31 protein-coding genes and 2 pseudogenes are annotated in these 26242 nt (G+C 35.1%); 18 read left to right on the top strand and 15 right to left on the bottom strand.

Annotated elements, in window-relative coordinates; genetic code table 11:
• Positions 1-586 (top strand): annotated as a pseudogene (locus tag GFJ36_RS24590) (collagen-like protein); the annotation flags it as partial.
• 80 nt (positions 587-666) lie between these two features.
• On the opposite strand, the gene GFJ36_RS24595 reads toward GFJ36_RS24590, so the two are convergent.
• Complete coding sequence (locus tag GFJ36_RS24595; protein WP_097889164.1) at positions 667-1884, bottom strand: ATP-binding protein; 1218 nt, start codon at positions 1882-1884, stop codon at positions 667-669.
• On the bottom strand, positions 1881-3137 hold the full coding sequence (locus tag GFJ36_RS24600; RefSeq protein ID WP_088064634.1) for an ATP-binding protein: 1257 nt from the start codon (positions 3135-3137) through the stop codon (positions 1881-1883). The genes GFJ36_RS24595 and GFJ36_RS24600 overlap by 4 nt, the downstream gene beginning before the upstream one ends.
• Before the next feature lie 182 nt (positions 3138-3319).
• On the opposite strand from GFJ36_RS24600, the gene GFJ36_RS24605 reads away from it, so the two are divergent.
• Positions 3320-5350, top strand: coding sequence for a catalase (locus tag GFJ36_RS24605; RefSeq protein ID WP_097889163.1), 2031 nt, complete (start codon positions 3320-3322; stop codon positions 5348-5350).
• A 16-nt stretch (positions 5351-5366) separates the two neighbouring features.
• A complete protein-coding gene (locus GFJ36_RS24610; RefSeq protein ID WP_088064636.1) occupies positions 5367-6176 on the top strand; it encodes an alpha/beta fold hydrolase in 810 nt (269 codons plus the stop codon).
• 208 nt (positions 6177-6384) lie between these two features.
• On the opposite strand, the gene GFJ36_RS24615 is transcribed toward GFJ36_RS24610, so the two are convergent.
• From GFJ36_RS24615 to GFJ36_RS24625, 3 genes are all read right to left on the bottom strand, one after another.
• Complete coding sequence (locus tag GFJ36_RS24615; RefSeq protein ID WP_141542725.1) at positions 6385-8529, bottom strand: LTA synthase family protein; 2145 nt, start codon at positions 8527-8529, stop codon at positions 6385-6387.
• A gap of 273 nt (positions 8530-8802) precedes the next feature.
• Positions 8803-9033 (bottom strand): hypothetical protein, encoded by a 231-nt coding sequence (locus GFJ36_RS24620; RefSeq protein ID WP_087984884.1) that lies wholly within the window; start codon positions 9031-9033, stop codon positions 8803-8805.
• Between the two features lie 11 nt (positions 9034-9044).
• Positions 9045-9341, bottom strand: a complete 297-nt coding sequence (locus tag GFJ36_RS24625; RefSeq protein ID WP_088064638.1) for a DUF3986 family protein — start codon at positions 9339-9341, stop codon at positions 9045-9047.
• 120 nt (positions 9342-9461) lie between these two features.
• On the opposite strand from GFJ36_RS24625, the gene GFJ36_RS24630 reads away from it, so the two are divergent.
• The 3 genes and pseudogenes from GFJ36_RS24630 (at position 9462) to GFJ36_RS24640 (ending at position 12045) form a co-directional block, all read left to right on the top strand.
• Complete coding sequence (locus GFJ36_RS24630) at positions 9462-10469, top strand: ABC transporter substrate-binding protein (protein WP_137035365.1); 1008 nt, start codon at positions 9462-9464, stop codon at positions 10467-10469.
• Between the two features lie 11 nt (positions 10470-10480).
• Positions 10481-11246 (top strand): annotated as a pseudogene (locus GFJ36_RS24635) (ABC transporter ATP-binding protein).
• Complete coding sequence (locus tag GFJ36_RS24640; protein WP_088064640.1) at positions 11239-12045, top strand: ABC transporter permease; 807 nt, start codon at positions 11239-11241, stop codon at positions 12043-12045. The pseudogene GFJ36_RS24635 and the gene GFJ36_RS24640 overlap by 8 nt, the downstream one beginning before the upstream one ends.
• A gap of 33 nt (positions 12046-12078) precedes the next feature.
• On the opposite strand, the gene GFJ36_RS24645 is transcribed toward GFJ36_RS24640, so the two are convergent.
• A complete protein-coding gene (locus GFJ36_RS24645) occupies positions 12079-12306 on the bottom strand; it encodes a hypothetical protein (RefSeq protein ID WP_000849118.1) in 228 nt (75 codons plus the stop codon).
• A 214-nt stretch (positions 12307-12520) separates the two neighbouring features.
• Positions 12521-13645 carry a zinc metalloprotease gene (locus GFJ36_RS24650; protein ID WP_097889162.1) on the bottom strand — a complete coding sequence of 375 codons (1125 nt, stop codon included), beginning with the start codon at positions 13643-13645 and terminating at the stop codon, positions 12521-12523.
• An 81-nt stretch (positions 13646-13726) separates the two neighbouring features.
• Here GFJ36_RS24650 and GFJ36_RS24655 point away from each other — a divergent pair, with 81 nt between their 5' ends.
• Positions 13727-14398 carry an HAD family hydrolase gene (locus tag GFJ36_RS24655; protein ID WP_097889161.1) on the top strand — a complete coding sequence of 224 codons (672 nt, stop codon included), beginning with the start codon at positions 13727-13729 and terminating at the stop codon, positions 14396-14398.
• A 105-nt stretch (positions 14399-14503) separates the two neighbouring features.
• On the opposite strand, the gene GFJ36_RS24660 is transcribed toward GFJ36_RS24655, so the two are convergent.
• From GFJ36_RS24660 to GFJ36_RS24670, 3 genes are all read right to left on the bottom strand, one after another.
• The gene (locus GFJ36_RS24660; RefSeq protein WP_097889160.1) at positions 14504-15040 is read right to left on the bottom strand and encodes a DUF3267 domain-containing protein; all 537 of its coding nucleotides are present in this window, start codon (positions 15038-15040) and stop codon (positions 14504-14506) included.
• A 112-nt stretch (positions 15041-15152) separates the two neighbouring features.
• A complete protein-coding gene (mutTA, locus tag GFJ36_RS24665) occupies positions 15153-15632 on the bottom strand; it encodes an antimutator 8-oxo-(dGTP/GTP)ase (RefSeq protein WP_000276386.1) in 480 nt (159 codons plus the stop codon).
• Between the two features lie 84 nt (positions 15633-15716).
• Complete coding sequence (locus tag GFJ36_RS24670) at positions 15717-16034, bottom strand: hypothetical protein (protein ID WP_000448410.1); 318 nt, start codon at positions 16032-16034, stop codon at positions 15717-15719.
• A gap of 83 nt (positions 16035-16117) precedes the next feature.
• On the opposite strand from GFJ36_RS24670, the gene ytzI reads away from it, so the two are divergent.
• The 6 genes from ytzI to GFJ36_RS24700 are packed head-to-tail and all read left to right on the top strand — an operon-like array spanning position 16118 to position 17499.
• Complete coding sequence (gene ytzI, locus GFJ36_RS24675; RefSeq protein WP_000472802.1) at positions 16118-16267, top strand: YtzI protein; 150 nt, start codon at positions 16118-16120, stop codon at positions 16265-16267.
• Positions 16260-16457: a DUF3953 domain-containing protein gene (locus GFJ36_RS24680; RefSeq protein WP_088609457.1), complete on the top strand. Its 198-nt coding sequence runs from the start codon at positions 16260-16262 to the stop codon at positions 16455-16457. Before ytzI ends, GFJ36_RS24680 begins: the two co-directional genes overlap by 8 nt.
• 43 nt (positions 16458-16500) lie before the next feature.
• Positions 16501-16731, top strand: a complete 231-nt coding sequence (locus tag GFJ36_RS24685) for a YczI family protein (protein WP_088064643.1) — start codon at positions 16501-16503, stop codon at positions 16729-16731.
• 28 nt (positions 16732-16759) lie between these two features.
• The gene (locus GFJ36_RS24690; protein WP_097889159.1) at positions 16760-16993 is read left to right on the top strand and encodes a hypothetical protein; all 234 of its coding nucleotides are present in this window, start codon (positions 16760-16762) and stop codon (positions 16991-16993) included.
• A 24-nt stretch (positions 16994-17017) separates the two neighbouring features.
• On the top strand, positions 17018-17257 hold the full coding sequence (locus GFJ36_RS24695) for a hypothetical protein (RefSeq protein ID WP_097889158.1): 240 nt from the start codon (positions 17018-17020) through the stop codon (positions 17255-17257).
• 11 nt (positions 17258-17268) lie between these two features.
• Positions 17269-17499 (top strand): YczI family protein, encoded by a 231-nt coding sequence (locus GFJ36_RS24700; protein WP_088064646.1) that lies wholly within the window; start codon positions 17269-17271, stop codon positions 17497-17499.
• Between the two features lie 227 nt (positions 17500-17726).
• On the opposite strand, the gene luxS is transcribed toward GFJ36_RS24700, so the two are convergent.
• Entirely contained in the window at positions 17727-18200 is a 474-nt protein-coding gene (gene luxS / locus GFJ36_RS24705; RefSeq protein ID WP_001141371.1) for an S-ribosylhomocysteine lyase LuxS, read from the bottom strand.
• 128 nt (positions 18201-18328) lie between these two features.
• Here luxS and yidD point away from each other — a divergent pair, with 128 nt between their 5' ends.
• On the top strand, positions 18329-18565 hold the full coding sequence (yidD, locus tag GFJ36_RS24710) for a membrane protein insertion efficiency factor YidD (RefSeq protein ID WP_000809334.1): 237 nt from the start codon (positions 18329-18331) through the stop codon (positions 18563-18565).
• Here the strand turns inward: yidD and GFJ36_RS24715 are convergent.
• Positions 18562-19125 (bottom strand): beta-class carbonic anhydrase, encoded by a 564-nt coding sequence (locus tag GFJ36_RS24715; RefSeq protein WP_000838167.1) that lies wholly within the window; start codon positions 19123-19125, stop codon positions 18562-18564. The two genes, yidD and GFJ36_RS24715, sit on opposite strands and share 4 nt — an antisense overlap.
• A gap of 224 nt (positions 19126-19349) precedes the next feature.
• Here GFJ36_RS24715 and cydA point away from each other — a divergent pair, with 224 nt between their 5' ends.
• Together cydA and cydB are read left to right on the top strand one after the other, a co-directional pair.
• A complete protein-coding gene (gene cydA / locus GFJ36_RS24720; protein ID WP_097889157.1) occupies positions 19350-20699 on the top strand; it encodes a cytochrome ubiquinol oxidase subunit I in 1350 nt (449 codons plus the stop codon).
• Entirely contained in the window at positions 20689-21717 is a 1029-nt protein-coding gene (cydB, locus tag GFJ36_RS24725) for a cytochrome d ubiquinol oxidase subunit II (protein ID WP_000017650.1), read from the top strand. Before cydA ends, cydB begins: the two co-directional genes overlap by 11 nt.
• A gap of 166 nt (positions 21718-21883) precedes the next feature.
• Here cydB and GFJ36_RS24730 read toward each other — a convergent pair whose 3' ends face one another.
• Both GFJ36_RS24730 and GFJ36_RS24735 read right to left on the bottom strand, forming a co-directional pair.
• Positions 21884-22117 carry a spore germination protein gene (locus GFJ36_RS24730; RefSeq protein ID WP_033657613.1) on the bottom strand — a complete coding sequence of 78 codons (234 nt, stop codon included), beginning with the start codon at positions 22115-22117 and terminating at the stop codon, positions 21884-21886.
• Between the two features lie 82 nt (positions 22118-22199).
• Positions 22200-23018, bottom strand: coding sequence for an S-layer homology domain-containing protein (locus GFJ36_RS24735; RefSeq protein ID WP_088609444.1), 819 nt, complete (start codon positions 23016-23018; stop codon positions 22200-22202).
• Positions 23019-23728: 710 nt separating this feature from the next.
• Here GFJ36_RS24735 and GFJ36_RS24740 point away from each other — a divergent pair.
• Together GFJ36_RS24740 and GFJ36_RS24745 are read left to right on the top strand one after the other, a co-directional pair.
• Positions 23729-24763 (top strand): YdcF family protein, encoded by a 1035-nt coding sequence (locus GFJ36_RS24740; RefSeq protein WP_087984896.1) that lies wholly within the window; start codon positions 23729-23731, stop codon positions 24761-24763.
• A 187-nt stretch (positions 24764-24950) separates the two neighbouring features.
• Positions 24951-25823 (top strand): YitT family protein, encoded by an 873-nt coding sequence (locus tag GFJ36_RS24745; RefSeq protein ID WP_000411244.1) that lies wholly within the window; start codon positions 24951-24953, stop codon positions 25821-25823.
• Positions 25824-25932: 109 nt separating this feature from the next.
• Here GFJ36_RS24745 and GFJ36_RS24750 read toward each other — a convergent pair whose 3' ends face one another.
• Positions 25933-26151, bottom strand: coding sequence for a hypothetical protein (locus tag GFJ36_RS24750; protein WP_088064650.1), 219 nt, complete (start codon positions 26149-26151; stop codon positions 25933-25935).
• Positions 26152-26242: the final 91 nt, after the last annotated feature.

Here is a 26242-nt window from a genome sequence, read left to right on the forward strand (position 1 = left end):
TGGCATTACCGGGCCTACTGGATTTACTGGTTCTACTGGTAGTACCGGACCTACTGGATTTACTGGTTCTACTGGCATTACCGGACCTACTGGAACTGCAGGTAGTGCCTCAGCAAAAAGTATTATTTTTCAAGGAACAAATGCTGGTTTTCAACGTATAGCGGGTTCTCCTGGCATTGACTCCAATGTTATTCCATATGTCACTGCTGGAGACGGTAGTGTAGTTGGCTTTGCTGCATCTATAAATGTAAATAACTTACCTGCTGCTGTTTATACGATTGATATTTGCAGGAATGTCCCAACAAACCTCACTGCCCCTACTTCCAGTTACATTTTAACTACTATTACCTTAACTACCACGGACAAAATTACCGGAACTATAGTATTTTCCATTAAACCGACGGATACTGGATCAGGACAAATTCAAGTATTTAATCCTACTCCAGCCGTAGGTCCGGCTGCTGTAACTTGGACTAGCATTACAACTGGAAACCCTGTTTCAAGAGGGGATGCTATATCTCTTTATATTAACCCTGGAATTACTGCCAGTGCTGTATATTCTATTTTTCTAATCACTAATATTTAGTTCCTTCTTAACAGTAATTTATTTAACAAAAAAAGGAGATCACTCTCAAATAAGTAATCTCCCTTTTAAAAATTTTTTCATTACATTGGCAATACAATCTTCACAGTCGTTCCAACCCCAACTTCACTTTCAAAACTCATTTTACCGTTGTGGTCTTTAATAATTTTTTCTGTAACTACTAAACCTAAACCTGTTCCCGTTTCTTTCGTTGTGTAAAAAGCTTCATTTAACTTCGGAATTTTGTCTTTTGGAATACCGCAACCTTCATCCTTAACTTGAACAATGATTGCATCTTCTACAGTCACTTTAATCGTAATCGTTCCGCCAACTGACATTGCTTCAATCGCATTTTTAATTAAATTAAAAAATACTTGCTTTAATCGTTTTTCATCGCATGTAATCGATGGTATGTCTTTACTATAAATACCTTGTATGTGCACTCCTTGCTTTAAAGCAGGCTTTCCCATAACTCGAATAACATAAGCGATAATTTCTTCTATATTATGAACTTCTGATTCTAGTGATTTAGATTTCTCAAATCCACTAAGTTCTGTAGCGATTGTATGAATTCGCTCTACTTCTTGTTTCATAATATCACTATATATTTTATCCTCAGGATATTTATTTGCTTGCTTATTAACAAATTTATCTAAATTAGCTAGAGGTCTTCTAATTTTGTAACCAATAACTGTAGCCATTTTCCCAACAGTTGCTAGCTTTTCTGTTTGTTGTATTTCTTTATCCATCATCTCAAGCGTACGAACGTAAGATTGAAACCTTAAAAACATAATCCAACATATGATAGTAAATACGCTATATAATGCCATCGGGATTAAAACGAGTGACGAGTGAATAATGATTCCTATAAGAGCGTATTTCCCAACAAGTATACCAGTAACTAACCAAAAATACCTTTTGTTCACAAAGAGTGGGGCAAATAAAATAAAAAATCCTTCTACTATATTCCCACCATCAAACTCAGCATCACTACCGTAGTAAATCATAAAATTATGGATAAAATCTAATAGGTTATATCCAATTAGAATAATATACTTCACTGCAAATGGATTCTTCCATTTCATGAAGTATACTCCAATACAAAACAAAATCACCATTAGAAAATAAAGCCATAAACCTAAACCATCTTCAAATTGTCCTACTCCTTCTTGCTCTCCTCCTATTAAAGGTACAATAAATTCGTAGGCAAGATCGTATACAAAAAATATAATGAAAAATAAACTTAAAAATATTTTCAGTGCCTTCATTTCTTCATTTTTAAATATATTGTCTTTATTCATATCGTAACTCCTAGCTTTTCTCCCTCTTGGATTTCATTATTTCCACGTTGCTTCGGGAGCATAATATCTATTCTAGTTCCAATATCTCTTTCACTTGAAATATGTAATTCACCAAGATGCTGCTCAGTAACAAGCCGATTCGCTACAGTAAGTCCTAGGCCAATTTTATCTTGTTTCGTTGTATAAAAGGCCTCTTTAACACGAGCTAAATTTTCTTTCTTAATACCGTAACCATTATCAATTACACTTAGCATTACATAATCTTGTCCTTTGTTTTCTAACCGTAACTCTAATGTGCCACCTTGCTCCATTGCCTCCAGAGCATTTTTTATGACATATAGAAAGACTCCTCTTATTTTCCGCTCATCACATTCAACTTCTATCGTCTTTTCTTCCACATTAGAAATAAACTGGACGCTAGATTCATTCATTTTTTCGCGAACAATTTTTACTGCTTGTAATGCAATTTCACCTATATTATGTTTCTTATAAACAGAAGGTTTACATGTAGCAACTTCCATTAACTCACTTATCATATTATTCATATTTTCTATTTCAAAAATCATCTGTTCGTAAATAGGGTCCTCCTCATGCTTCTCTCGTTGTAATTGCGTAAACCCTTTTAATGAAGCAAGTGGATTTTTAATTTCATGTCCCACTGTCGCTGCCATTTTTCCGATTACTGCTAATTTTTGTGATTCACTAGCAATCTTAATACTTTCCTTTACCGCTGAAAGGTATTGTATAAATCGATTTAAAATGATGTATGCCGCTATTAATACGAGTGTATACATAATGAGGAACATGAATCCTTTTACTTCCTTTAATACGAATAAATAAATAACATATTTCCCTACAATTGTCGAAAGTACAAACACAAAATATTTTTTATTTAAAAATATAGGTACAAAGAAGATGAAAATAATTTCTATTATATTTACTCCATCAAATGCCGCCTCATTATAAAGCATATACGAAAGTATATTAACGATTTCTATTCCTATGTATGCAAATACACATGCATATTTAACAAGGTTCGCTTTCTCTTTTTTTATTAAATATACATTCACACCGAGTATTGCAGTTCCGCAAATAACTTGCCATAGTATGCTATGCCCCATATCCGTTAATGATTTATTTTCTAATACGATTGCATAGAAAATTTGGTATGAAACAACAATGACATATAGCACCCATAAAAAAATTTTTGCATTCCTTTCTTCTTCTTTATATGATAGAAAACTTCCTTTCACTTCAACACCCCTTCAAAATAATATCTCGAAGAATACCATTTATTATAATAAATGATTTTCATAGACAAACAAAGATAAATCGAACATTTGAGGAAAATCATCCCAATAAAGCAAAGTATCTTCAGGCTATATAAGCATAAAAGCTATAAACAATAATACGTATATTATGGGAGGTGTTTTATGTGGACGGCAAAAAAAATAAAAAAACAGAACAACTGGAACCCTTCACGCGTGAGAATGAAGGAAAGAAAATGACGACAAATACAGGTGTTACCATTTCAAATGATGAAAATACTTTAACCGCTGGTGATCGTGGTCCTACCCTTCTAGAAGATTTCCTAATGCGAGAAAAGCTTGCTCATTTTGACCGTGAACGAATTCCTGAAAGAGTCGTTCACGCACGTGGATACGGTGCACATGGTATATTCGAGCTATATGAATCTTTAGAAGAGCTAACAATGGCCCACTTTTTACAAGACCCTTCAAAAAAAACACCCCTTTTCGTTCGCTTCTCTGAAGTAGCTGGATCAAAAGGAGCGAATGAAACAAATCGAGATGTACGAGGGTTCGCCGTTAAATTTTATACAGAAGAAGGAAATTTTGATTTAGTAGGAAACAATATTCCTATTTTTTTCATTCAAGATGGCATTAAATTCCCTGATCTTATTCACGCCCTTAAACCTGAACCGCATAATGAGATTCCACAGGGACAAACAGCACATGATACATTTTGGGACTTCATCGCCAATAACCAAGAATCGGCTGCGATGATGATGTGGATTATGTCTGATCGTGCCATTCCAAGAAGTTTTCGAATGATGCAAGGGTTTGGCGTTCATACATTTCGCTTAGTGAATAAAAATGGAAAGTCACGATTCGTAAAATTTCACTGGAAGCCGAAGCTCGGCATTCACTCATTAATTTGGGATGAAGCGCAAAAATTAGGTGGTGCTGATCCAGATTACCATCGCCGTGATTTATGGGAAAATATTAATGCTGGAAACTATCCTGAGTACGAACTTGGCATTCAAATTTTAGAAGAAGAGGATGAATTTAAATACGATTTCGATATATTAGATGCGACGAAAATTTGGCCTGAAGAAGATTTCCCCGTTAAAATCATCGGGAAAATGACATTAAATCGCAACGTCGAGAATGTATTCGCTGAAACGGAACAAGTCGCGCTTCATCCGGGAAGTATCGTCCGTGGTATTGATTTTACAAATGATCCGCTCTTACAAGGTAGGCTCTTTTCTTATACAGACACTCAATTGGCACGCGTCGGTACAAATTATCAAGAATTACCGATTAACCGTCCGATATGCCCATTTCACAACAATCAAAGAGATGGTGCATCTAAATATATAATCGACAAAGGAAAAATTGCTTACCATAATAATTCCTTAGCAAATAACACTCCTTACACTGTCCCCGGTACAAAGGGTGGGTTCGTTACATATCCTTCTACTGTATCAGGGCATAAAACGAGAGAAACAGCCGCTAGTTTCAAAGATCATTTCTCTCAAGCACGTTTATTTTGGAATAGTATGAGTAACGTCGAAAAGGTTCATATTATGCAAGCCTTCTCCTTTGAATTAGGAAAAGTAAAAAGTAAATCGGTCCGCCAACAAGTCGTAACTATGATTGGGCATATTAGTACTGAATTAGCTACGTTAGTCGCTGAAGCGATCGGAGCAAAAGTCCCAAATATTCAAGAATCGGGCGTTACGAAATCATCGCCAGCACTCAGTATGGCAAATACGACATTTAGTCCTAATACATTACGAGTAGGTGTCATTGTTGCAAATGGATATGACGGACAAAACGCGCAATATATACTAAATCAATTCAAACAAGTTGGGTTGCAGCCAGTAATTGTTTCCGAGCGATTAGGTATTGTGCAAGGAACGCAAAATGTACGTTGGGACGTGAATGACACTTTCTTAACGGGATCTTCACTTCTTTATGACGGGCTACTTCTTATTGGAGGAAACCTTGATGAACTGTTTCTTAATAAAGCGAGTTCATTTGTCGTAGAATCATATAATCACTTTAAGCCAATTGGTGCCTTTCAAAATGGATCTACCGTTATTCAATCTTTAAATATTGAAGGAAAGCCTGGCGTCCTAATAGAACAAAACCCTACGCAACTTGCAAATAAATTTATTAAAGCCATGACGAAACAACGCTTTTGGGATAGAGCATATGAATAGGTTAGGGGGATAATTTATGTTTGTTACCGTCGAGAAAGATGTGCATATTTTTGTGCAAGACGTTAATCCTGGACCCGGTAGTAAAACCGTGTTTTTCGTTCATGGCTGGCCTTTAAATCATCAAATGTACCAATATCAACTCAATGTGTTACCACAGCATGGTTTCCGCTGCATCGCTATGGATATACGCGGAAACGGGCAATCTGATAAACCATGGACTGGTTACACATACGATCGTTTAGCAGACGATATCGCCATTGTTCTCGAAGCACTTCAAGTAGAAAATGCTACATTAGTCGGTTTTTCAGTAGGTGGTGCTCTTTCTATTCGGTACATGTCCCGCTATAATGGCCATCGTATTTCTAAACTTGTATTAGTCGATGCTGTTTCCCCCTCTTTCGTTAAAAATCAAGAATCGCCCTATGGTGTCCCAAAAGAACAAGCAGATACCCTCATTAATCAAATGTATGCCAATATGCCAAAATTTTTAAATGATGTATCTTTATCATTTTTTAATAGAAACTTAGGATCTGCTACATTAGAATGGTTTTCTTATCTCGGTATGCAGTCTGCTTCCTACGCTCTCATCAAAATATTGCAAGCAGCCGCAAATGAAGATGTAACGAAAGATTTAAGTGAAATTAACGTCCCAACAAAAATATTCCACGGTGTTCACGATCAACTTATCCCTTACAAAAGCGCTGAACTCACGCAAAAGCGGATTAAAAATTCTCAGTTACATCCTCTTACAAATAGCGGTCACGGCTCTCCAATTGATCAAGCGGATGAATTAAATGCAGAACTTATAAAGTTTTTGCATTCATAAAAATCTATACCAAATCGCTTCAATTGGAACGCATTTTTTGAAAAGATTAAAATTCACATATTTCTCACAAATCAATCAATAAAACGATTACATTTTCATTTATACTAAATGTACAGGTAATACTCCCTAAACCCAGCTTGTCTGGTTACCCCGTTAAATACTATAAAAAAAAGAACTTGTATCGTTATACAAGTTCTTTTTGTTTGTTCTATTTAAAAAGTATATCTTTACTATACTGCTTTCCAGCAAGTAAATCATATTGGATCATTTTATATTGCTCTAACATTTCTTTTTGTTTCTTTGTTAAATCTGTTATCTCTTCCCCATCTTTATTAACCTTTAACTCATCTCTAAGAACCGGTATTTCTTTATGCATTTCCGATAAAAATTGATAAAACGGTGATTGATTTAGTCCTGCATAATCAAAAACAAGATTAGAAAAATAAATTGGACTTACTAAACCTAAATTGTCATTTGGCAAATCAAAATTTGCATACATTAACAATGGTGTTTCTGACATAATTAATCTTTCTCTTACCGTCTCTTCATTTTCTATATATCCTGCTTCTTTATAAATAGATTTATTAGTTCCTAACATAGGTAAATGATCTCCAAAGAAGACTAATAAAGTAGGTCTGTCTAAATCGTTAAGCTGCTCGATTAAATATTGCAGAGCTTCATCAGACAGTCTTACACCTTCTGTATATGCTTCTAATTCCGCTTTCGATTCCTCTTCTGTTAATCCACTAATTTCTATTTTATTTTCTCCAAACATATTTGGCGTATACGGAAAATGATTTTGCATCGTCACCGCATGAATAAATGTAGGTTCTTTTCTCTTATTTAATTCATCTATGATTTCTTTACTCATAGATAAATCACCAATATTGTCTCCCACTACTTCTTTATTTTTCATCGTATCTTCTGCATTAAAATTATCGAATCCCAATGTTTTATATACATCTTCACGTTTATAAAACGATCGATTAAACGCATGAATTGCACTTGCATAATACCCTTGTTTTTTCAACTCACTTGCAATCGATGGAATCTCTTTTTGGCTTGGAACAGCTTGTTGATATGGTATAGAACCTGGCATTAAAAGACTCATCGAATAACTCGTTAAGGCTTCAAATTCTGTATTCGCTGTATTCCCTCCAAATGTAGGAGCTATCGTTTGTCCACCTGGAAAATTCTCTGTATAATGATGTAAATTCGGCACTGGATCTTCGCTAAATGAAAGATTCGTTAATTTTGTTGGATCCCAAAATGCTTCACTCATAATAAATATAATGTTCGGCTTCTCTACTTTTTTTTGTGCTTTTACTTTGCCGCTATATTGTTTTTCTATATCCTTTGCAATTTGCTGCATATTTTCTTTTGAATATTCCTCTGGCTCTTTAATAACTGTCGTATCTAAGTTACTTAAAAATCCAATAATAAAACCATTCGCTTTATAATTTGCAGCTTGATTCCATGCACGGATGTCTACTCCACCTTTTATAAATAAATCATTCATAAAGGTAGTAGGATAGTTACTATATCCATACAACATAAACCCAGAGCCACATATTAAAATAATCCTCATAATAATATGTGATTTTATAACTGGAATATACTTTCGTATATACGTAACTACAAATACAATCAACACAATGCCAACGATTGTCAGGAACATATTCCAAAAACTAAAATACTCCATGACCATCGGTATAACGGAATTCATATGACCAATCTGTGTAAAATCAGACGGGTAGAATGGCTCTCCTCTAAAAATGAGTTTAAAATGGTTCACCATCACAAAAATAAGTAAGACTAAGCTAGTTATCGTTGTACTTAAGAAAACTCTTCCAAGCAAATTATATGCAAAAACGTATACCATATAAATAAATAACAGGCTTAATATATACTGTCCATATTGTAAATACACCCATGTATTTACTACTATAAGGTTCATGTCCTCCTGCACTATGATATACATCCAATTCATTGTATGAGCAATTAAAAATAATACGACATACACTCGAATAGCCGGCCTAAGCTTATGACTGATGCCTTTATTCAAATGAATGATATATAGTAGTACACTCCACAAAACAATAATGAGTATACTTAGCGGTATTTCCCCATTAAAAAAATCTTTCGTTCTCTCAAATTCGAAAGACCTTAACATAACAAAGAATAGCGTTTCTAAACAGATCGCCCACATTCCACTAAGAATGATAGAAATTAATAGATTCTTTCTCGGTTGCTGAGCCGAGAAACTAAAATGAAATTCATCTCTTCTTCGTCGCTGTGTAAAAACATTAAAGCGCAATTTATTCCCTCTTTCCTTTACCCCTTCGTCTCGCATCAACAAACATATTGTCATATACAAAATACCATATTTGTATGCAGCTAGTCTCCCTATGTGCTTGTAATAATACACATGTATCCTTAATTTCCCCTTAAAAATGCAGTGAAACTTTAATAAGTCCGAACCATTCAGGATTGAACGGGATAAACCTTCTTCGCTCTATATTCTAACAGCATAAATGAACTACGCTTCACAAAATTGTTACCATAAGAAAAGAACCTATCAACACTGACAGGTTCTGCTTCATTCTAACAGACATGAGCATATGTATTATATAAGAGAATACATCCATACTTTCCATATAATACATACAAGTAAGATAACTACAAAATCAAAAAGATCTAATCTCGGGCCCTTTTTCATATTCATCTCTAGCCACATATGAATCCATTTTCTTTTTGTATATTTTTGAATGTTTTTCTTTGCAAATCTGTAAATGAGTACTTGCATAATAAAAAAACCGACTACGAAAATGAACAAGAAAATGAGAAAATCGACCACAAAATTCCTCCCTATTTTTGCAGCGATTTTTCTACTATATGATTTTTCAAGACCCACTCTTCAAATTGAGCACTTCCAAATTCCCAACTAAGATCACGAGCATGTACAGAAAAAACGTAATGACCAGCATATTCGTCCATAAATCTACCTGTCTCGATCTCATCTTTCTGAAGACCATATGTTCCAAAATTAAAATACACATCCCACACGTCTTCATTCTTCCGCTTATAAGCAATCGATTCCATATCACATTCTGTTCCGAAATAGTCAAGATGTAAATGTACGCTATCATCATATTCGTACTCCATTTTATCACCCCTTATATTTGTACTTCTTTATCACCCAAAAAATTCCTGCTATCTACACTCACATATGGGCACTTACCTACATATCATGCTTGTAGAGTGACTTCTAGGAGGTGTCATATAGTGAAAAAATTTATAGCTGTTTTTTGCATCATGTTACTATCTGTTTTCACATTTGCTGCTTGCAGTAGTAAAAAGGAAGGTACGAAAGAACAAACGCAAAACATTCGCATCGGCGAAGTTACCCATTCTCTCTTCTACGCCCCTTTATATGTCGGGATTGAAAAAGGATTTTTTAAAGATGAAGGATTAAATATTGACCTCCAAACAACAGCTGGCGGAGATAAAACGATGACCGCCCTATTATCTGGCGGAATTGATATTGCTCTCGTCGGTTCTGAAACGTCTATTTATGTTCATCAACAAGGTGCAAAAGACCCTATCATTAACTTCGCACAACTTACACAAACAGACGGAACATTTTTAGTTTCGCGTAAAAAATTAGACTCTTTTAATTGGAATGACGTAAAAGGTGTTACGTTTTTAGGACAGCGTAAAGGCGGCATGCCGCAAATGGTTGGAGAATACGTTTTAAAGAAAAATGGCATTGATCCTCGCAAAGATACAAACTTAATTCAAAACATCGAATTTGCTAACATTGCAAGTGCCTTTGCATCTGGTACTGGGGAATTTGTACAGCTCTTTGAACCGACTGCAAGTATATTCGAAAAAGAAGGAAAAGGGTTTATCGTCGCTTCGTTCGGAAATGAATCTGGAACTGTTCCGTATACAACGTTCATGGCAAAAGAAAGCTTCTTAAAGAAAGATAAAGATGCTGCTGAAAAATTCACACGTGCGCTCTATAAAGCACAACAATGGGTTGATACACATAGTCCAGAAGAGATTGCTGACACCGTTTCTCCATTATTTAAAGACACTTCAAAGGACATTACAGTAAAAGTAATTGAACGTTATAAAAAGCAACATTCTTATGCGACAAATCCGCTATTAGATGCTGAAGAATGGAAACAGCTCCAAACGATTATGAAAGAAGCTGGCGAATTACAAAAAGAAGTTCCACATGAAGCGCTCGTCAATACAAAAATTGCCGAAAGCGTTATTAAGAAATAGAGGCGAAGTGTATGAGTTTTTTACAAATACGTAACGTTTCTCACTGCTTTTTCGCGAAAGAGAATGCCAAACTAATTCTCGAAGATATGAGCTTACAAGTGGAAGAAGGCGAATTTATTTCTATACTCGGTCCAAGTGGTTGCGGCAAAACGACACTCCTCTCCATTATTGCCGGGCTACTTGATCCAATTGAAGGTATCGTCTTTTTAGATGGTGAGCCTATTACAACGAAAACTTCATCTATGGGATATATGCTGCAGCAAGATTACTTGTTCCCTTGGAAAACAATTGAAGAAAATATTATGCTCGGACTTCACACCCGAAAAATTTACAATGAACAGACGAAAGAACATACTTTACAGCTTTTAAAACAAGTCGGTCTACATGATGTAGAAGAGCAATACCCTCGTGAACTGTCCGGCGGTATGCGTCAACGTGCCGCTCTCGTTCGAACGTTAGCGACAGATCCTAAAATTTTATTGCTAGATGAACCATTCTCAGCACTCGATTATCAAACGAAATTGAAACTAGAAGATCTCGTTTTCAACTTACTACGCAAATATAAGAAAACGTCACTACTCGTAACACATGATATTGAAGAAGCAATTGCGATGAGTGATCGTATTTATTTACTACAAGCGAATCCCGGGAAAATTGCAAAAACATTTATCGTCCCAGAAAGCATCCGTTCCTTATCACCGTTAGAATCACGCCACCACCATTGACTTCCCATCCCTCTTCCAAGATATATGGAAGGAGCTGGAGCGACTTGGATAATATAAAGCAACTACATGAACAGTTTCAGAAAAAAGAACGTAAGCGTGCATGGTTAGCACGCTCACTGCAGCTTTTACTGCTCATTCTTTTCTTTTCACTATGGGAAATAGCTAGCAAAAAAGAGTGGATTGATCCTTTACTCTTTAGCTCTCCTTCAAGCATTTGGGATCTCTTCCTTAGTAAATGGATTGACGGTTCGCTTTGGGTTCACATATGGACGACATTACTTGAAACAGGAGTAGGCTTCATTCTTGGAACAGTGCTCGGCGCTATTATCGCTACTTTTCTTTGGTGGATGCCACTTCTCGCTCGCGTGCTCGACCCCTATCTCGTCGTCCTAAACGCCATGCCAAAAGTGGCACTTGGACCTATTATCATTGTAATCTTCGGTCCAAATATTTCTTCGTCGATTGCAATGGGGGTAATCATTTCCATCATCATTACCATTCTCGTTATTTACAGCGCATTTCAAGAAGTCGATTCTAACTATATAAAAGTGATGGACACGTTTGGCGCAAATAAATGGCAATGTTATAAGCAAGTCGTTCTCCCTGCATCCTTCCCAGCAATTATTTCAACGTTAAAAGTGAACGTTGGTTTATCATGGGTCGGTGTTATATTCGGCGAACTTCTCGTCTCTAAACAAGGTCTTGGCTACTTAATTAGCTACGGATTCCAAGTATTTAATTTCACGCTCGTCTTACTGAGCGTACTACTCACCTGCGTCCTCGCAACACTTATGTATGTGTTTGTTGAGGCATTTGAAAAACTTCTAATTGGAAAACGAAAAAGAAGCTGACTTAGGGCGATAAACTATAGTCAGCTTCTTTCTTTACCTTTTATCACACATCTTTGTTTCATTTGTAACGTTTCCATCCGCAACTGTAACTGTATGGAAACAATCCTTCACACGTACTGTAACGACATTTTCTTTTCGATCTATTACATGATAATCATCATACTTTTTATTTAATGCACTACGAATTTGCTCTCCTTCAAAAATCGGAAAACCGTGAGACATTACCCAAATGAGACCAGCAACCGCAAGAATCGTTTTCATACGTTTCATTACCTCCTTGAGAGTAAACTTATAGTCCCTACAATATGCGCATTATAATTGTGTCTAATTTGTGACATTTTTATACTAATTCTCTTTTAAAGCTTCAGTTCCTTCTTCTTTTTGATAAAAAGACAGAATCTTCAATTTTATCAACATAAAAAACGCAAAGAACTAAAATTCTTTACGTTTTCTTGGCTAACATATATAACTCACATTAGTGTCCACTTTGTTGTTCTAACGTTTTCGAAACATCATATAATCCCGTCAACACTTCCGCTCTCATTTTTACAAGCTCAGGGAACTGATAGAAGAACGCAATTTTTTTATACTTTAACTCCGATCCTTCTTTCACCTTTTTTGAATCTTGCAAAATAAATGCTGTAAACGTATCTGCAATATCTTCCGCTACGTTTGTCGTTCCATACTGTGAGACAAACTCCTCATGCTTTTCTTTAAAAAATTCAATTTGAGTTTCTTCACTTTCTTCTACTTTCTTTTCTATCCACTCCTGCTCAATGTCCTTCCAGAAAGAGTTATAAAATTGATTAATATAAGATTTTCCCCTCGCACATCCCTCTTGTAAGAAAAGAGTTTCACAGTTATTTCGGTACGTTGAAATATCTTTATCTTCTTCAAAATCCTTTACATAGTTTTCATCTACTGGTATTTGCTTATGCCCGAGCGTCAACACGTGAGCCGTCTCATGAATTAATGTTTTCATCACTTCATCGATATTTACCGCGGAATCAAGTGTATCTAAGCTTAGGGTCCAATCTTTCGGATTCTCCATACTAGGCATAACGTGAGCAACAACACCGTCATAACCGTCCGTTATTAAATCAAATTCGGTTATATTCCCGCGATATTTAGCTGGAATGAGCGTGCGGTACATATCCCATAAGTCTTCATGATAACCTCTATCTTGACGCTGTTGTAGCACCTCTTCTTTCGCTTCTTTATCTTCAGCGAATACTTTATTTAAACGTTTCCGTTCTATTTTTTCAAAATAAGGATCTACAATTTCATCACCATCAATATAATAAGAAACTAAAAAGAAGTAATTTTCATCCTCTTCTTTTTTCTGTTCTGCTCCTTTCATATCCGCACTTTCATGCTCTTCTATATCATAATCTTCTACTGCTTCAAGTTCAGATAATCCATCTATTTTTTCATATACTTTTTGAAGTTTCTTATCTCCTATTTCCACACATTCTTCTTCTGTTTTACAAATTTCTTTTTCCTTCACACTCTTCATAGAACTATCGCATCCTGCTATTAAACCAATTGCGACGATCAACCCTACTAACTTGCCACACAGTCTCTTCATACAATCCTCCATTATTCCATTCTACAAAAATATCATAATCATTTTTTAACGAATATGCGATAATTAATTATACAAACTGTAAGGAGGTTTCTCATGATTCGAGCAGTCTTATTCGACTTAGATGGAACACTATTAGATCGGCGCCAATCTCTAGAACAATTTATTCATGATCAATATAATCGCTTTGCCTCTCACTTAATGAGCATAAAAAAAGCAGGGTATTGTTCTCGGTTTCTTGAACTCGATAATAATGGCTATACGTGGAAAGATAAAGTATATGCTACTCTCCTTTGCGAATACAACATTACCACTTTAACACCAGAGCAACTGCTGCACGACTATATTACAAACTTTCAACACCATTGTATTCCTTTCAAAAACATGCATGAATTACTTCATCGTTTAACACAACAAAATATTAAAATTGGTATTATTACAAATGGCTTTACTGACTTTCAAATGAATAATCTTCGCGCACTAAACATACATACGTATACAAATACAATTCTCGTTTCAGAAGCGGAAGGAATTAAAAAACCACATCCTGAGATTTTCGAACGGGCTTTAAAAAAGCTAGATGTTAAGGCCATAGAATGTCTTTACGTTGGAGATCATCCAGAAAACGACGTGCTTGGTTCTGAACAAGTAGGGATTCTTGGTGTGTGGAAGAGAGATTCGTTTTGGGGTGACTTTGAACATTCACGCATGGTGAACGATTTGTTGGAGGTGCTTTCGTTTTTAGAGGTAGAAATGAAAACAAAATAATAGTAAATAAATTACATCGGCGATTTTTTACAATATATCGACTTACCGACAAAAGCTGACAAACAAAAAAGAGGCCGTTTTTCAAAAACGCCTCCCCTTCCTTTATTATTCATATACTGTAAACTGCGGTTTACTCGGATGATCTTTAACTTGCGCACCATCTGGAAACTTTGAAACTTTTTGATATAGGGCAATGTCACCGATACAACCTGCTGTTAGTAAAATCCCTAAAAATGAGATGGATTGCACATTCGTAGTTAACCCAATTACAATTGGCAAAATTCCAGTTGGTAAAAAGGGCAGCATTAACACTTTCTTCATTTGCTTTACTGTAATCGCCTGTTTAGAATGAGCATATGCAACACCTAATTTCCAATTAACACCCCATTTCAGTTCACTCCACGGAACACCACCGATATAGCGAAACCCCATTAAATGTATCGCTTCATGAATACAAACAAGAACAATCATTGCGATAATAAAAAGAAACAAGGTTGGTAACGTAATTTCAATTTGAAACTCACCTGAAAGAAGTGAATGTAAAAAACTAACTCCAATCGCCAGAGCAAATGCTATACAACATGAATAGAAATTTAATTTCCCCATCGAAACAGTAACAGTCGTTTCTTTTCTTTTATCCATCTTCCCCCTCCTAAAATGTAAATATATCTTTACAAAATTGTATAATATACCCAAAATAATATAAAGATATATTTACATTTATTCTTACACACAAAAAAAGAAACCGGCCACTTTACTTCGTAAAACAGCCGATTTCTTCTATATGTTTCATCGTGCGCGCCAGTACATCGTCACGCATTATAAAGCTAAATTTTCTATCCGTTTTAATGTTATCAGGAATGTCTGTTAATAAAACAGATCCTTTCGTTTCTTCGTAATGCGTATGTTCTTCTACCGCACTAATTGTTGCAAAATAAATGTTTTTAATGATTATTTTGTCTTTTCCAGATACTTTATATTGTCCTAAGTAAGTTAAATCAGAAACTATGCCGCCGGTTTCTTCATGAACCTCTCGAACTGCCGCTTCTTCCGGTGTTTCCCCTAATTCTACTTTACCACCTGGAAATTCAAGACCGCGACGTAAATGATGCGTTAATAACCATTGATCCCCGTACCGGCATACAACCCAAACATGCTTTGGCTCAGGAGAAAATGGATAACGTTCAAACGATAATTGTACAGTATTGTGGTAATAATCTTTAAATTTGTACATGCCATTACTCCCCTATTGATGGTTACAAGTTTTTCCTACCACAAATTGTAGCATATTCTCGCTTTTCTGCATAATATTATCCAATTACAATCCATTGATTATTCCCATTTGCGCGACTAATTCTTTCGTCTCATGATTACCTAAATCGTAAATCATTTTATATGCTTTTTGTAGTTGTTCATCATATCGGTCATTATTCGAATCGTGATGATACTCAACAAATGGAACGTGAGAACGTACAAATGAACCTAAATCCTCTACATATGCTTGATCAAAGTACTCTCTTAACTCCGTAATTTCCTCATCACTTGCGGAAATCTCAAAATTATACGTATCCGCCGTCTTCACTTGTGAAATTTGACCGTTTCCTATTGATATATAATATGTTTTTTTCGTCTCCATGTAACACCCTTCTTTCATCCTTTTAATTTCTATTGTTTTCATCAATTACAAAATTATGTAAAATAAAGAAAAGGAGGGATTCCATGTTCAAAATATTAATTATCGGTATTATAATCGTCCTAGTCATACTAGTACTCTCCGTCATGACGATTAATAAAGGCTACGCTTATAAACATTCTGTTGATAAGCCAGAAGATAACCCTTATACAAAAAACAGCAAGAAGAATTCATAATACGCTTCATATACCACTTATTTTAGCCCACATCATATTCAGTATTAGTTTATTGACAGGTCAACATAACTTTCTACCACTTTCACAATCTCTATTAGGAGTTTTACTGCTTCTTATTACCATTGAACAAATCAGGAAAAAGGATTCAGGAACTAGATTTATTTGTATTGTTGCAGGTGCTTTCATTTAGATTGTTCCCATCATTACCTACATAAACTAGAAGGAGGGCTTTTATGTTAAAAGGCGTTCGAATTACTTTTGCACTTATCGCCTTATCTATAGCAATCTATGGATTTATTAGCGGTAACAGAGACATTATGCCTTACATGTTCATTTTCTTAGGGGCTATGGCTTTCACTATAGGTTTAGAGGAAATAAAAAAACAGAAACAATCTAGCAGCATACTTGCTTTCATGGCTGGAGCTGGTGCTTTACTGCTTGGCTTCTCAGAAATATTCCGGTAAATAATCTATTTAAAAGGTGGAGATTTGTATGCTAAAAACATTACGAATTGTATCGGCTCTTATCGTCATCGCTCTCGCTTTATCCGGAATGTTTACAAACGCACCTGTTACAATGCCTTATATGCTCATCGCCTTATCTGTTATGACCTTCATCATGAGCGCAGAAGAAAAACAGAAACAAAAGAAAGTACATAGTACACCCTCCTTCTTTTCTGGCGTATTCACTTTAATCGTTGCTATTATAATTTTTGTCTCTCAATAACTATCTTTCTACTAGGAGGTTATAATGCATATAAGAAAATTACAGCTAACCATCGTTTTTATTACTTTAATCTTATGTTTATACAGCACATTTACAATGAACTTTCAAACCTTTTCACCTATCATTTTGTTCCTCTTTAGTATATATGGCATTTTAGTAGGAATTGAGACGATTCAAAAACAACAAAAACAAATTGGAGCTATTAGCATCGGTTTAAGTCTTTTTACGATTGTTTTTGTTATTCCATTTATAATGTTCTTTTAAAGGAGAATTATATGTTTAAAAACATTCGAATTATAATAGCTACTATCGCTCTTATTCTCGCCCTATTTAGCTTCTTCGCAAATATCTCTATGCTTTTACCATACGTTTTTATCCTTTTGAGTATTATGTTTATCCTTTTTGGAATCGATGAAATAAAAGAGCGGCAAAAAGCAAAAGCATTTGTTTATTTTCTCGGTTCTGCCTTTATTTTATATGTTGGGGTGTCTAGTATACTTTCATAAAAAAGAGGCCGCCCAACACATATGTTAGACGGCCTCTTCTTTATATTTGATTCATACTATTGGCAGTTTTTGTCGGTAAGTCGATATCCAGTTTCGAAACATCGATATATTAAAAAAATCGTTGATATATTTCAAGTTGTGTTCGATATATTCGAAAAATCGTCGATATAATTTCATTTATCATCGTGTTACAAAAAAACTGCCCTTTCACAGGCAGTTTTTTCTTTTTATCCAAATACTTTCTCAAGTTCATCTTTATCTTGGCTTAACCAGAAGTTCATTAAGCGTTGTGCTCCTTCTAAGTCGTGAAGCTTCGCTTGGCCACACTGTGTTTCATTTGCAGCTGGAATTTCTGTAATTTGAACCGCATCTTTTAATGTTAATTCTAATAAATCAATGATTTCTCGAACCGTTGGTGTTCCGCTTACTACAAGATAATATCCTGTTTGGCAGCCCATTGGTGAAATATCGATAATATCAAAATGCGGATAACGATCAATATATTTACGTAAATTAAATGCTAATAAATGTTCTAACGTATGAATAACATCTGGTTTCATTGCTTGTTTATTCGGTTGGCAAAAACGAATATCGAATTTATTTACAATACCGTCACTACCTACGTTGTGAACTCCGCAATGTCTTACATAAGGCGCCTTTACAATCGTATGATCTAATTCAAAGCTTTCTACTGATGGCATACAACATCTCTCCCGCTTTTAATTTAATTCCGTTATATCCAATATGATATAACGGAAATCAACATTAGTAAAGTATTATGTACAGTCGTGCTATAATACTTTAAGACTATGCTGAAAAGGAGACCATTATGAAACAGATTTTTATTGGGATTATACGCTTTTATCAAAAATTCATTTCTCCAATGACACCACCAACGTGCCGCTTTTACCCAACTTGCTCTCATTATGGATTAGAAGCATTTCAAAAACATGGTGCTCTGAAAGGGTTTTGGCTTACATGCAAGCGTATATTAAAATGTCACCCTTTCCACCCGGGAGGATTTGATCCTGTCCCAGATAAAAAGGATGACAAAGTAAATTCTTAATTGTCGTAACCATTCACAACTAAATCTAATTTTCCTGTGTCAGGATCTATAACAAGACCGTGAACAGGTACTTCTTCAGGAAGTAATGGATGGTTGCGAAGTATTGATACGCTATGTTCTACACTTTCTTCTACACTAGAGAATCCTTGTAGGAATCTTTCTAAATCGATTCCAGAATAACGAAGTGTATCTAATTTCTCTTCTGTTATACCGCGCTCTTTCATCTTCTCAATTGTACTGCTTGCTTGAATTTTTGCCATACCACAATCGTGGTGACCAACTACACAAACTTCATCAGCACCAAGTTCATATACAGCAACTAAAATACTACGCATAATACTTCCAAACGGATGTGAAATAACAGCGCCTGCTACTTTAATAATTTTCACATCACCGTTACGCATATTCATCGCTTTCGGTAATAATTCAACAAGACGTGTATCCATACAAGAGATAATTACCATCTTTTTGTTTGGAAATTTACCTGTTTCGTACTCTTCGTATTTTTTTTCTTCAACGAATTTTTCATTGTATTGTAAAATCTCTTCTAATGACTTCATAGTAAAGAACCCTCTTTTCTCTCATTTACATTACTTATATAGTGTACCAAAATTTAAAAAACTCAAAAAGGATATTACTTTATAGTGAAAAAAAGATATTTTCAGATAACCGACATAATTCTTTCAAAATATACACACACCTTTGTAACAAGTCCCTCCTATTTAAAACGTATTTTCACTATAAACTGATTGTAGATAATGTAAAAAAGGAGTGAATATTCATTATGTCCGACGTTCTGTTACTGAGTCGTTTTCAATTTGCAATTACTATTTTTTATCACTTTTTATTTGTACCTTTGACAATCGGACTTGTTATTTTAGTAGCATGTATGGAAACTCAATACGCCCGCACATTGAATCCAACATACCGCAAAATGGCAAATTTCTGGGGTAAATTATTTACAATTAACTTCGTAATGGGGATTATAACTGGGATTACGATGGAATTCCAATTTGGAACAAACTGGTCTGAGTACTCCAAATATATGGGAGATATTTTCGGATCACCTCTCGCAATCGAAGCACTCGTTGCCTTCTTCTTAGAATCTACTTTCATGGGAATATGGTTATTCGGTAAAGACAAAATTTCACCAAAGTTCCGTGCCTTCTGTATGTGGATGGTTGCACTTGGAACAAATATTTCCGCCCTTTGGATTATTACAGCAAACGGTTTTATGCAAAATCCTGTTGGCTACGTCGTACGTAACGGCCGCGCTGAATTAAATGATTTCTGGGCACTTGTGACAAATCCATATGCTTGGAACATGTTCTTCCATACTGTAATTGGTTGTTATATCGTTGGTGCTTTCTTCGTTATGGCAATTAGCGCCTATCATTTATTACGTAAAAATGAAGTGGAATTCTTCAAAAAATCATTTAAATTTGGTTTAATGTTAGGTTTATTCGCTGCAACTGTTACACCGTTTATGGGTCATCAGTCTGGTGTATCAGCAGCTAAATATCAACCAGCTAAAGGAGCTGCGATGGAAGCAGTTTGGGAAACTGGAAAAGGACAAGGCTTTTCGATTGTTCAAATTCCTGATGTAACAAACGAAAAGAACTTTGAATTCCTTACTATTCCGAAACTAGGGAGTTTCTTCTATACAAACTCATTTAATGGCGAAATTGTTGGTTTAAAAGATATCCCGAAAGATGAACGTCCAAATGTTAACCTCGTGTACTATAGCTTCCGCTTAATGGTTGCACTTGGTATGTTCTTTATGGCATTAACTTGGTACGGTTTCTACTTAAACCGAAAAGGAAAACTAGAAAACTCAAAACGTTATTTAAAAATTACAATATGGTCTGTCTTACTACCATATATCGCAATTAACGCTGGTTGGATTGTTGCCGAAGTAGGTCGTCAACCATGGACAGTTTATAAACTAATGCGTACAGCAGAATCTGTATCACCTATATCTGTTCCACAAATTTGGTTCTCATTAATTAGTTTAATCTTGTTCTACACATTACTTTTAATCGCAGACGTATACTTAATGCTAAAGTTCGCGAAAAAAGGACCAGCAGCATTAGAAGAACCTGCTACTGAGGGAGGTGCAGCTCATGTCTCATGATATGCTTGCAATTATCTGGTTTGGTTTATGGGGCGTGATTTGGACAGTTTACTTCATTCTTGATGGATATGCACTTGGTAACGGAATGATTTTTCCTTTCGTTGCGAAAGACCGACAAGAACGAAATCAATTACAAGAAGCAATCGGCCCATTCTGGGGTGGTAATGAAGTATGGTTAATTACAGCTGGTGGCGCAACATTTGCTGCCTTCCCAGTCACATATGCAAATATGTTTAGTTACCTATATACACCACTATTTTTAGTATTACTCGCACTGTTTGCTCGTGCTGCCGGACTTGAATTTATGCATAAAGACGATTCACCAATTTGGCAAAAAACTTGTAAATGGGCATTTACAATTGGTAGTTTCCTAATCGCCTTCTTATTCGGTGTTACGTTCGCTAACCTTTATTACGGACTACAAATCGGAAAAAATGGCTATGAAGGAAATTTACTAAGCTTACTAAATCATTATGGTATTTTAGGTGGTCTGTTCTTCACTGCTATATTCGTCGTATCTGGCGCCCTTTGGGTTATGATTAAAACAACTGGTGAAGTATCTGATCGTGCTTATAAAATCGCAAGACCATTTTCAATGGCAGCTGCTATCATTTTAGCTATTTTCTATGTAGCAACTGCAAATCGTACAAATTTATTCCAAAACTTCACAGAATATCCGGTACTATTCATTCTTCCGGTACTTGCCATGTTAATGAGTGTACTCGCACTTATTATGGTGTACAAACATAAAATAGGTCTCGCATTCACATTCGTTTGCTTAACAATCGCAATGTTTATGACAACTGGATTTGCAGGTATGTTCCCAAGAATGTTACCATCTCGTATTAATGATGCTTATAGTACAACGCTATATAACGCAGCTGGTAGTCAATTAAACTTAAAAATTATGTTCTTCGTTGCAATGGTTATGGTACCAATTGTTATTGGATATCAACTTTGGAGCTACAGTATCTTTAAAAATAAAATTCATAAAGACTCTGCTAAAGGGTATCACTAAAATAAAAAAAGACACTTCGTTTGAAGTGTCTTTTTTGTACGTATGATTTTTGATAAGATGTTATATTTCCAATCTAACAACTATAATACAGAAGAATCATGAACAGCTCACAGCTAGATTGTAGCACAGGGCACGTTCATCATTTTATGCAATTTTACATATTTATCTATAAAGTAAACTGTATTCCTTGATCGTTCGCATCGCTATCCCTTACATCTGCTGTACTAATACCACTAAATGTTTGTACTTTTTTTCCTGTATTCGATGATCCTGATCCATTATAAGCTTTCGTTTTTTCAATCGGCTGCACGTTATATTTATCTCCTAAATTAATCGTTCCGTTACAGTTTTCAATAATAACGCCTTCCACAACTGACGGCATTTTATCACCTACTTTCATTTCCTTACTTTTATTTTATGAGAACCGCCTAAAAAAATAGCATGTTTCCATAAGAAAAAGCACTCAAACTGAGTGCTTTTTCTTATTTACCTTTTTTCTTTTTCTCACAAGCAATTCCATCGCCATCACGATCTAAATGCTTACCATAATATGGACTATCTCTTGTAATGTCATAATATCCAGCATCGTTTGCTTCTTTACAATTAGCAAAACGTTTCGGATCCGGTTTCACTTCAGGTTTTACTTCTGGCTTCACTTCTGGTTGTGGTTGTTTTGCTCCTGGTCTTTCTTCAAATGGTAACGTTGCATTATATAAGAACTGAACGTATTGCTCACGACTTACATGCATTTTAGGTGCGAATTTACCATCACCAGTTCCAGCCGTAATATAATTTGATTTAATTGCAGTAATCGCAGGATTCGCCCATCCATTTCTATCTACATCCGGGAAATTATGATCGCCTCTTATTTGCAATTGGAATCCCCTTGTCAAAATTTGTGCCATTTCTTCACGAGTTAACGAATCTTTCGGTCTAAATTTTCCTGTGTTATCTCCAACGAATACACCCATCTCTGTTAAAGCAAGAATCTCTTTTTTAAACATAGTTGAACGATCCGTAACATCTTTATACGGATTGTTATACTGTTCTTTTACTGTCGGTTTTAAATGACGGAACATAAGAGCTGCAACTTGCTCACGTGTTACATCATCACCAAATCCAAAAATCCCATTTCCGTATCCAGCAACAACGTTTTTATTTGCTAAATCCATAATCGCTTTATAAGACCAATGATTGTTTGGAACATCTTTAAAATCTGCACTTGCCTGCGCTGTTCCAATTGAAGTAAATGCTGTAGTTGCAACAATTGCACCTGTTAAAATTAATTTTTTAAATCCCATACTTAAGTCTCCTTTTCTTTCCTATAATAACCATTTAACAATATAACAAATTATTTAAATATATTTTGTCACATTATGTCGAACACAAAAAAGAATCCAAAAGGATTCTTTTTTGCTAAGCATGAATGGCAGTTTTGGAGACAGTTGACTTCTTCAAAAATTTATTAGGGGTAATATTTTGAAAAAGAAAGCCTTTCATATGTAGGTTAACACCACTGGAATATATAGTAAATTGATAATATTTATACGGAAGATTGCTAATGTTTAGTATAGATACTTTCCACTATATCAACAGTGAAAAGTATCTACATGAAACAATAAAAAGGTGCCTTCAAAGAGGGCACCTTTCATAAACAGACGCTATAAAACAGAATTATTTATTGTTATACGATTGTTAGATACAAAAAGTAGAGGGAAATGTTTGTAAGAAATTCTGCTTTATATAGTCTGCCTACCACTTATATTTTAATCCTCTTCACTTGAAAATAAATATAATATGCATAATTACATGAAAAAAAGAAAAGACACTCCATAGAGTGCCTTTTCAACCATTTTACTTTTAATATATCGCTTTCCATACATTGTAACATATGTATCTATATATTTTATTGAGAAAATTCTAAATCATTTTTTCTTTCATTTTCAATTATAAAATCATGTAATATAAAGGGTATGTCAAATTATTATACAAATTGAGGTGTACTATATTTATGTATTTTGGAATTATTCCTCTTATATTGTTTATTATTTTTCTTATCTCTTACTTAAAGGATCCGCGAAAAATAATAAACGGCTTTTTATTTAATGTTTTTTTCTGTTTTTTCCTTCTTTTTTGTGTGATTATATCTGTAAATTCAAGTATTGATGTCCTACGCTATAGTATAATTTTACCTATTTTAGCACTTATTCTTATGATTCCTTTCGGTGTTGTTGCTTTAATGTTTGGGCTATTTCTGAATGCGAGAATTTTAATGAAACGCGAAGGACGACGGTTCACTAACTGTTTAACACTCATTGCTGCTTTAGGTATTTTATTCTGTATATTATTCTTTTTCATAAGTCCAGCAAGTTTCTTCTCACCGCATTTGCAACCTATTTTTGGTGGAATTTCTCTTATAACCTTATATTTCTTTATACACTTATCTAACTTCTTAAGCGCTTATTTTCTATATCAATTCAACAGACCAAGGCGTAATCAAGATTTCATCATCGTTCTTGGTAGCGGCTTAATTAATGATAAAGTACCGCCTTTACTTGCAAGTCGTATTCATAAAGCAATCGACTTTTACTGGAAACAAGCCGCTGTGAATACACCACCAACAATCATTTTCTCTGGTGGACAAGGTCCAGATGAAGGTCTTCCAGAAGCGGAAGCGATGCAAAAGTACGCTGTTGAAAAAGGAATCCCGCTTGAACATACAGTGCAAGAAAATCGCTCTGTAAACACATATCAAAATATGTCGTTCTCTAAAGAAATTATGGAGTCTTTAAAACCTGAAGGTAAGTATAGAAGTATTTTTACAACGAATAATTTCCATCTTTTCCGCGCTGGTATATATGCAAGACAAGCGGGGCTTAATAGCCAAGGAATCGGATCAAAAACTGCATTTTATTACTGGCCTAATGCAATGATTCGTGAGTATGTCGCAATCGTTGTGATGGGACGTAAACGTCATATGAAAGTTTGCGGAGCTATTTTAGGATTTTCTTTATTCCTATCCGTGCTTAGTTTTATCATTTCTTAATAGTCTCCCATCCTTTGAAAGGATGGGATTTCTTATACTCACTTCAAAAATATTTTAAAGTGAGTATGGTCATAATATCCCCTGCATACATCCATTAAAGGAGAAATTTTTCAAATTAAATGTTAAAATGGAAGTTAGGTGTGAATGACGTAACAAATAAGAAACTAGTTTGAAACGAGGAAATTACATGGAGAAAATTATCAAAAACAAGCCCAATAAGCTAAAAATTGCTTCAAAAGCTTTGATGATTATTATTGGGGCATTTATCACAGCGTACGGATTAGAAGCAGTATTAATTCCAAATAACGTATCAGACGGTGGTGTGACTGGTTTAAGTATCGTTAGTTCAAGATTATTTGGATTGCCATTAGGAGCTCTAATCGCAGTTATTAACATTCCTTTCGTTTGGTTAGGATATAAGCAAATCGGTAAAAGCTTTGCTATTTATTCCATTATCGGGATTGCTTCATTAGCAGTAGGTACTGTTGTTATGCACGGAATACCAGCTATTATTGAAGGCGATACACTACTTGTTACAGTTGTTGGTGGTATTATTATCGGTTTCGGTATGGGACTAGCATTACGTAACGGCGGCGCATTAGATGGAATCGATATGCTAGCTGTATTGCTTTCTCGTAAGTTACCTTTTGGAACAAGTGACCTTATTTTATTCTTAAACATGTTCGTATTTATTTTCGTATCAACAGTATTCGGTCTTCAAGGAGCTATCCTTTCGGCAATTGCTTACTTTATTGCTTCGAAAGTGATTCATATCGTTGAAGTTGGTTTAAGTGGTTCGAAAGCATTTAAAATCATTACGAAAGAGCCTGAATTAATGGTAGAAACAATTCGTGATCGTTTAGGCCGAAGTGCAACATATAACGAAGTATACGGTGGTTATTCAAGAGAGAAATTCAAAGAAATTTCTTGTGTAATTAACCGTTTAGAAGAAAGTAAAATGAAAGAACTTATTAATGAAATCGATCCACACGCCTTTATTACAGTTTATGACGTAGCAGAAGTAAAAGGCGGTAACTTTAAGAAACGTGATATTCATTAATCATCATGAATAAAGAGGGTGTGCCAACAATTTGGCACACCCTCTTCTTATTATGAAGTTGCGGTCGTTGTCGGTAAGTCGATATATTTCAATAATCGCTGATATAATTTTACTCTCCCCATCTTCTTCCTCTCTTAATCCATGCTACATATTTTTGAAAGGCAGGCACTTCATGTTGAAAGCGCAGCGGAACATATAGAAAAAGAGTACATGTACATAGTATCCATAGAATACCTACTACAAAGTGAAATTTCATCGTTGTGCTAATAAACAAACTGAGGAATAAAACGAGGAACATAATCAAACTAAACCTTTTATATATAGTCATACTAATTTCCTCCTTATAACTTAATTGTACCAGCTACAAGGAATTAATTTCCATAATAAAAAGACCGAAAAGCAACTTCTCCTTTTCGGCC

The organism is Bacillus sp. EE-W1 (assembly GCF_009760835.1).
In the GTDB taxonomy this organism is placed as follows: Bacteria; Bacillota; Bacilli; order Bacillales; family Bacillaceae_G; genus Bacillus_A; species Bacillus_A wiedmannii.

Bases quoted from the DNA above. Each gene is read 5' to 3' on its own strand.
- GFJ36_RS24685 (WP_088064643.1), top strand. From the start codon at position 16,501: ATGTTAAAAGGCGTTCGAATTACTTTTGCACTTATCGCCTTATCTATA.
- GFJ36_RS24670 (WP_000448410.1), bottom strand. From the start codon at position 16,034: ATGGAGACGAAAAAAACATATTATATATCAATAGGAAACGGTCAAATT.
- GFJ36_RS24655 (WP_097889161.1), top strand. From the start codon at position 13,727: ATGATTCGAGCAGTCTTATTCGACTTAGATGGAACACTATTAGATCGG.
- cydB (WP_000017650.1), top strand. From the start codon at position 20,689: ATGTCTCATGATATGCTTGCAATTATCTGGTTTGGTTTATGGGGCGTG.
- GFJ36_RS24735 (WP_088609444.1), bottom strand. From the start codon at position 23,018: ATGGGATTTAAAAAATTAATTTTAACAGGTGCAATTGTTGCAACTACA.
- GFJ36_RS24650 (WP_097889162.1), bottom strand. From the start codon at position 13,645: ATGGAGGATTGTATGAAGAGACTGTGTGGCAAGTTAGTAGGGTTGATC.
- GFJ36_RS24645 (WP_000849118.1), bottom strand. From the start codon at position 12,306: ATGAAAACGATTCTTGCGGTTGCTGGTCTCATTTGGGTAATGTCTCAC.
- ytzI (WP_000472802.1), top strand. From the start codon at position 16,118: ATGTTCAAAATATTAATTATCGGTATTATAATCGTCCTAGTCATACTA.
- GFJ36_RS24750 (WP_088064650.1), bottom strand. From the start codon at position 26,151: ATGACTATATATAAAAGGTTTAGTTTGATTATGTTCCTCGTTTTATTC.
- yidD (WP_000809334.1), top strand. From the start codon at position 18,329: ATGAAACAGATTTTTATTGGGATTATACGCTTTTATCAAAAATTCATT.
- GFJ36_RS24625 (WP_088064638.1), bottom strand. From the start codon at position 9,341: ATGGAGTACGAATATGATGATAGCGTACATTTACATCTTGACTATTTC.
- GFJ36_RS24745 (WP_000411244.1), top strand. From the start codon at position 24,951: ATGGAGAAAATTATCAAAAACAAGCCCAATAAGCTAAAAATTGCTTCA.
- GFJ36_RS24615 (WP_141542725.1), bottom strand. From the start codon at position 8,529: ATGCGAGACGAAGGGGTAAAGGAAAGAGGGAATAAATTGCGCTTTAAT.
- GFJ36_RS24660 (WP_097889160.1), bottom strand. From the start codon at position 15,040: ATGGATAAAAGAAAAGAAACGACTGTTACTGTTTCGATGGGGAAATTA.
- GFJ36_RS24690 (WP_097889159.1), top strand. From the start codon at position 16,760: ATGCTAAAAACATTACGAATTGTATCGGCTCTTATCGTCATCGCTCTC.
- GFJ36_RS24740 (WP_087984896.1), top strand. From the start codon at position 23,729: ATGTATTTTGGAATTATTCCTCTTATATTGTTTATTATTTTTCTTATC.
- GFJ36_RS24715 (WP_000838167.1), bottom strand. From the start codon at position 19,125: ATGAAGTCATTAGAAGAGATTTTACAATACAATGAAAAATTCGTTGAA.
- GFJ36_RS24595 (WP_097889164.1), bottom strand. From the start codon at position 1,884: ATGAATAAAGACAATATATTTAAAAATGAAGAAATGAAGGCACTGAAA.
- GFJ36_RS24610 (WP_088064636.1), top strand. From the start codon at position 5,367: ATGTTTGTTACCGTCGAGAAAGATGTGCATATTTTTGTGCAAGACGTT.
- cydA (WP_097889157.1), top strand. From the start codon at position 19,350: ATGTCCGACGTTCTGTTACTGAGTCGTTTTCAATTTGCAATTACTATT.
- GFJ36_RS24695 (WP_097889158.1), top strand. From the start codon at position 17,018: ATGCATATAAGAAAATTACAGCTAACCATCGTTTTTATTACTTTAATC.
- GFJ36_RS24700 (WP_088064646.1), top strand. From the start codon at position 17,269: ATGTTTAAAAACATTCGAATTATAATAGCTACTATCGCTCTTATTCTC.
- mutTA (WP_000276386.1), bottom strand. From the start codon at position 15,632: ATGTACAAATTTAAAGATTATTACCACAATACTGTACAATTATCGTTT.
- luxS (WP_001141371.1), bottom strand. From the start codon at position 18,200: ATGCCATCAGTAGAAAGCTTTGAATTAGATCATACGATTGTAAAGGCG.
- GFJ36_RS24730 (WP_033657613.1), bottom strand. From the start codon at position 22,117: ATGAAAGTAGGTGATAAAATGCCGTCAGTTGTGGAAGGCGTTATTATT.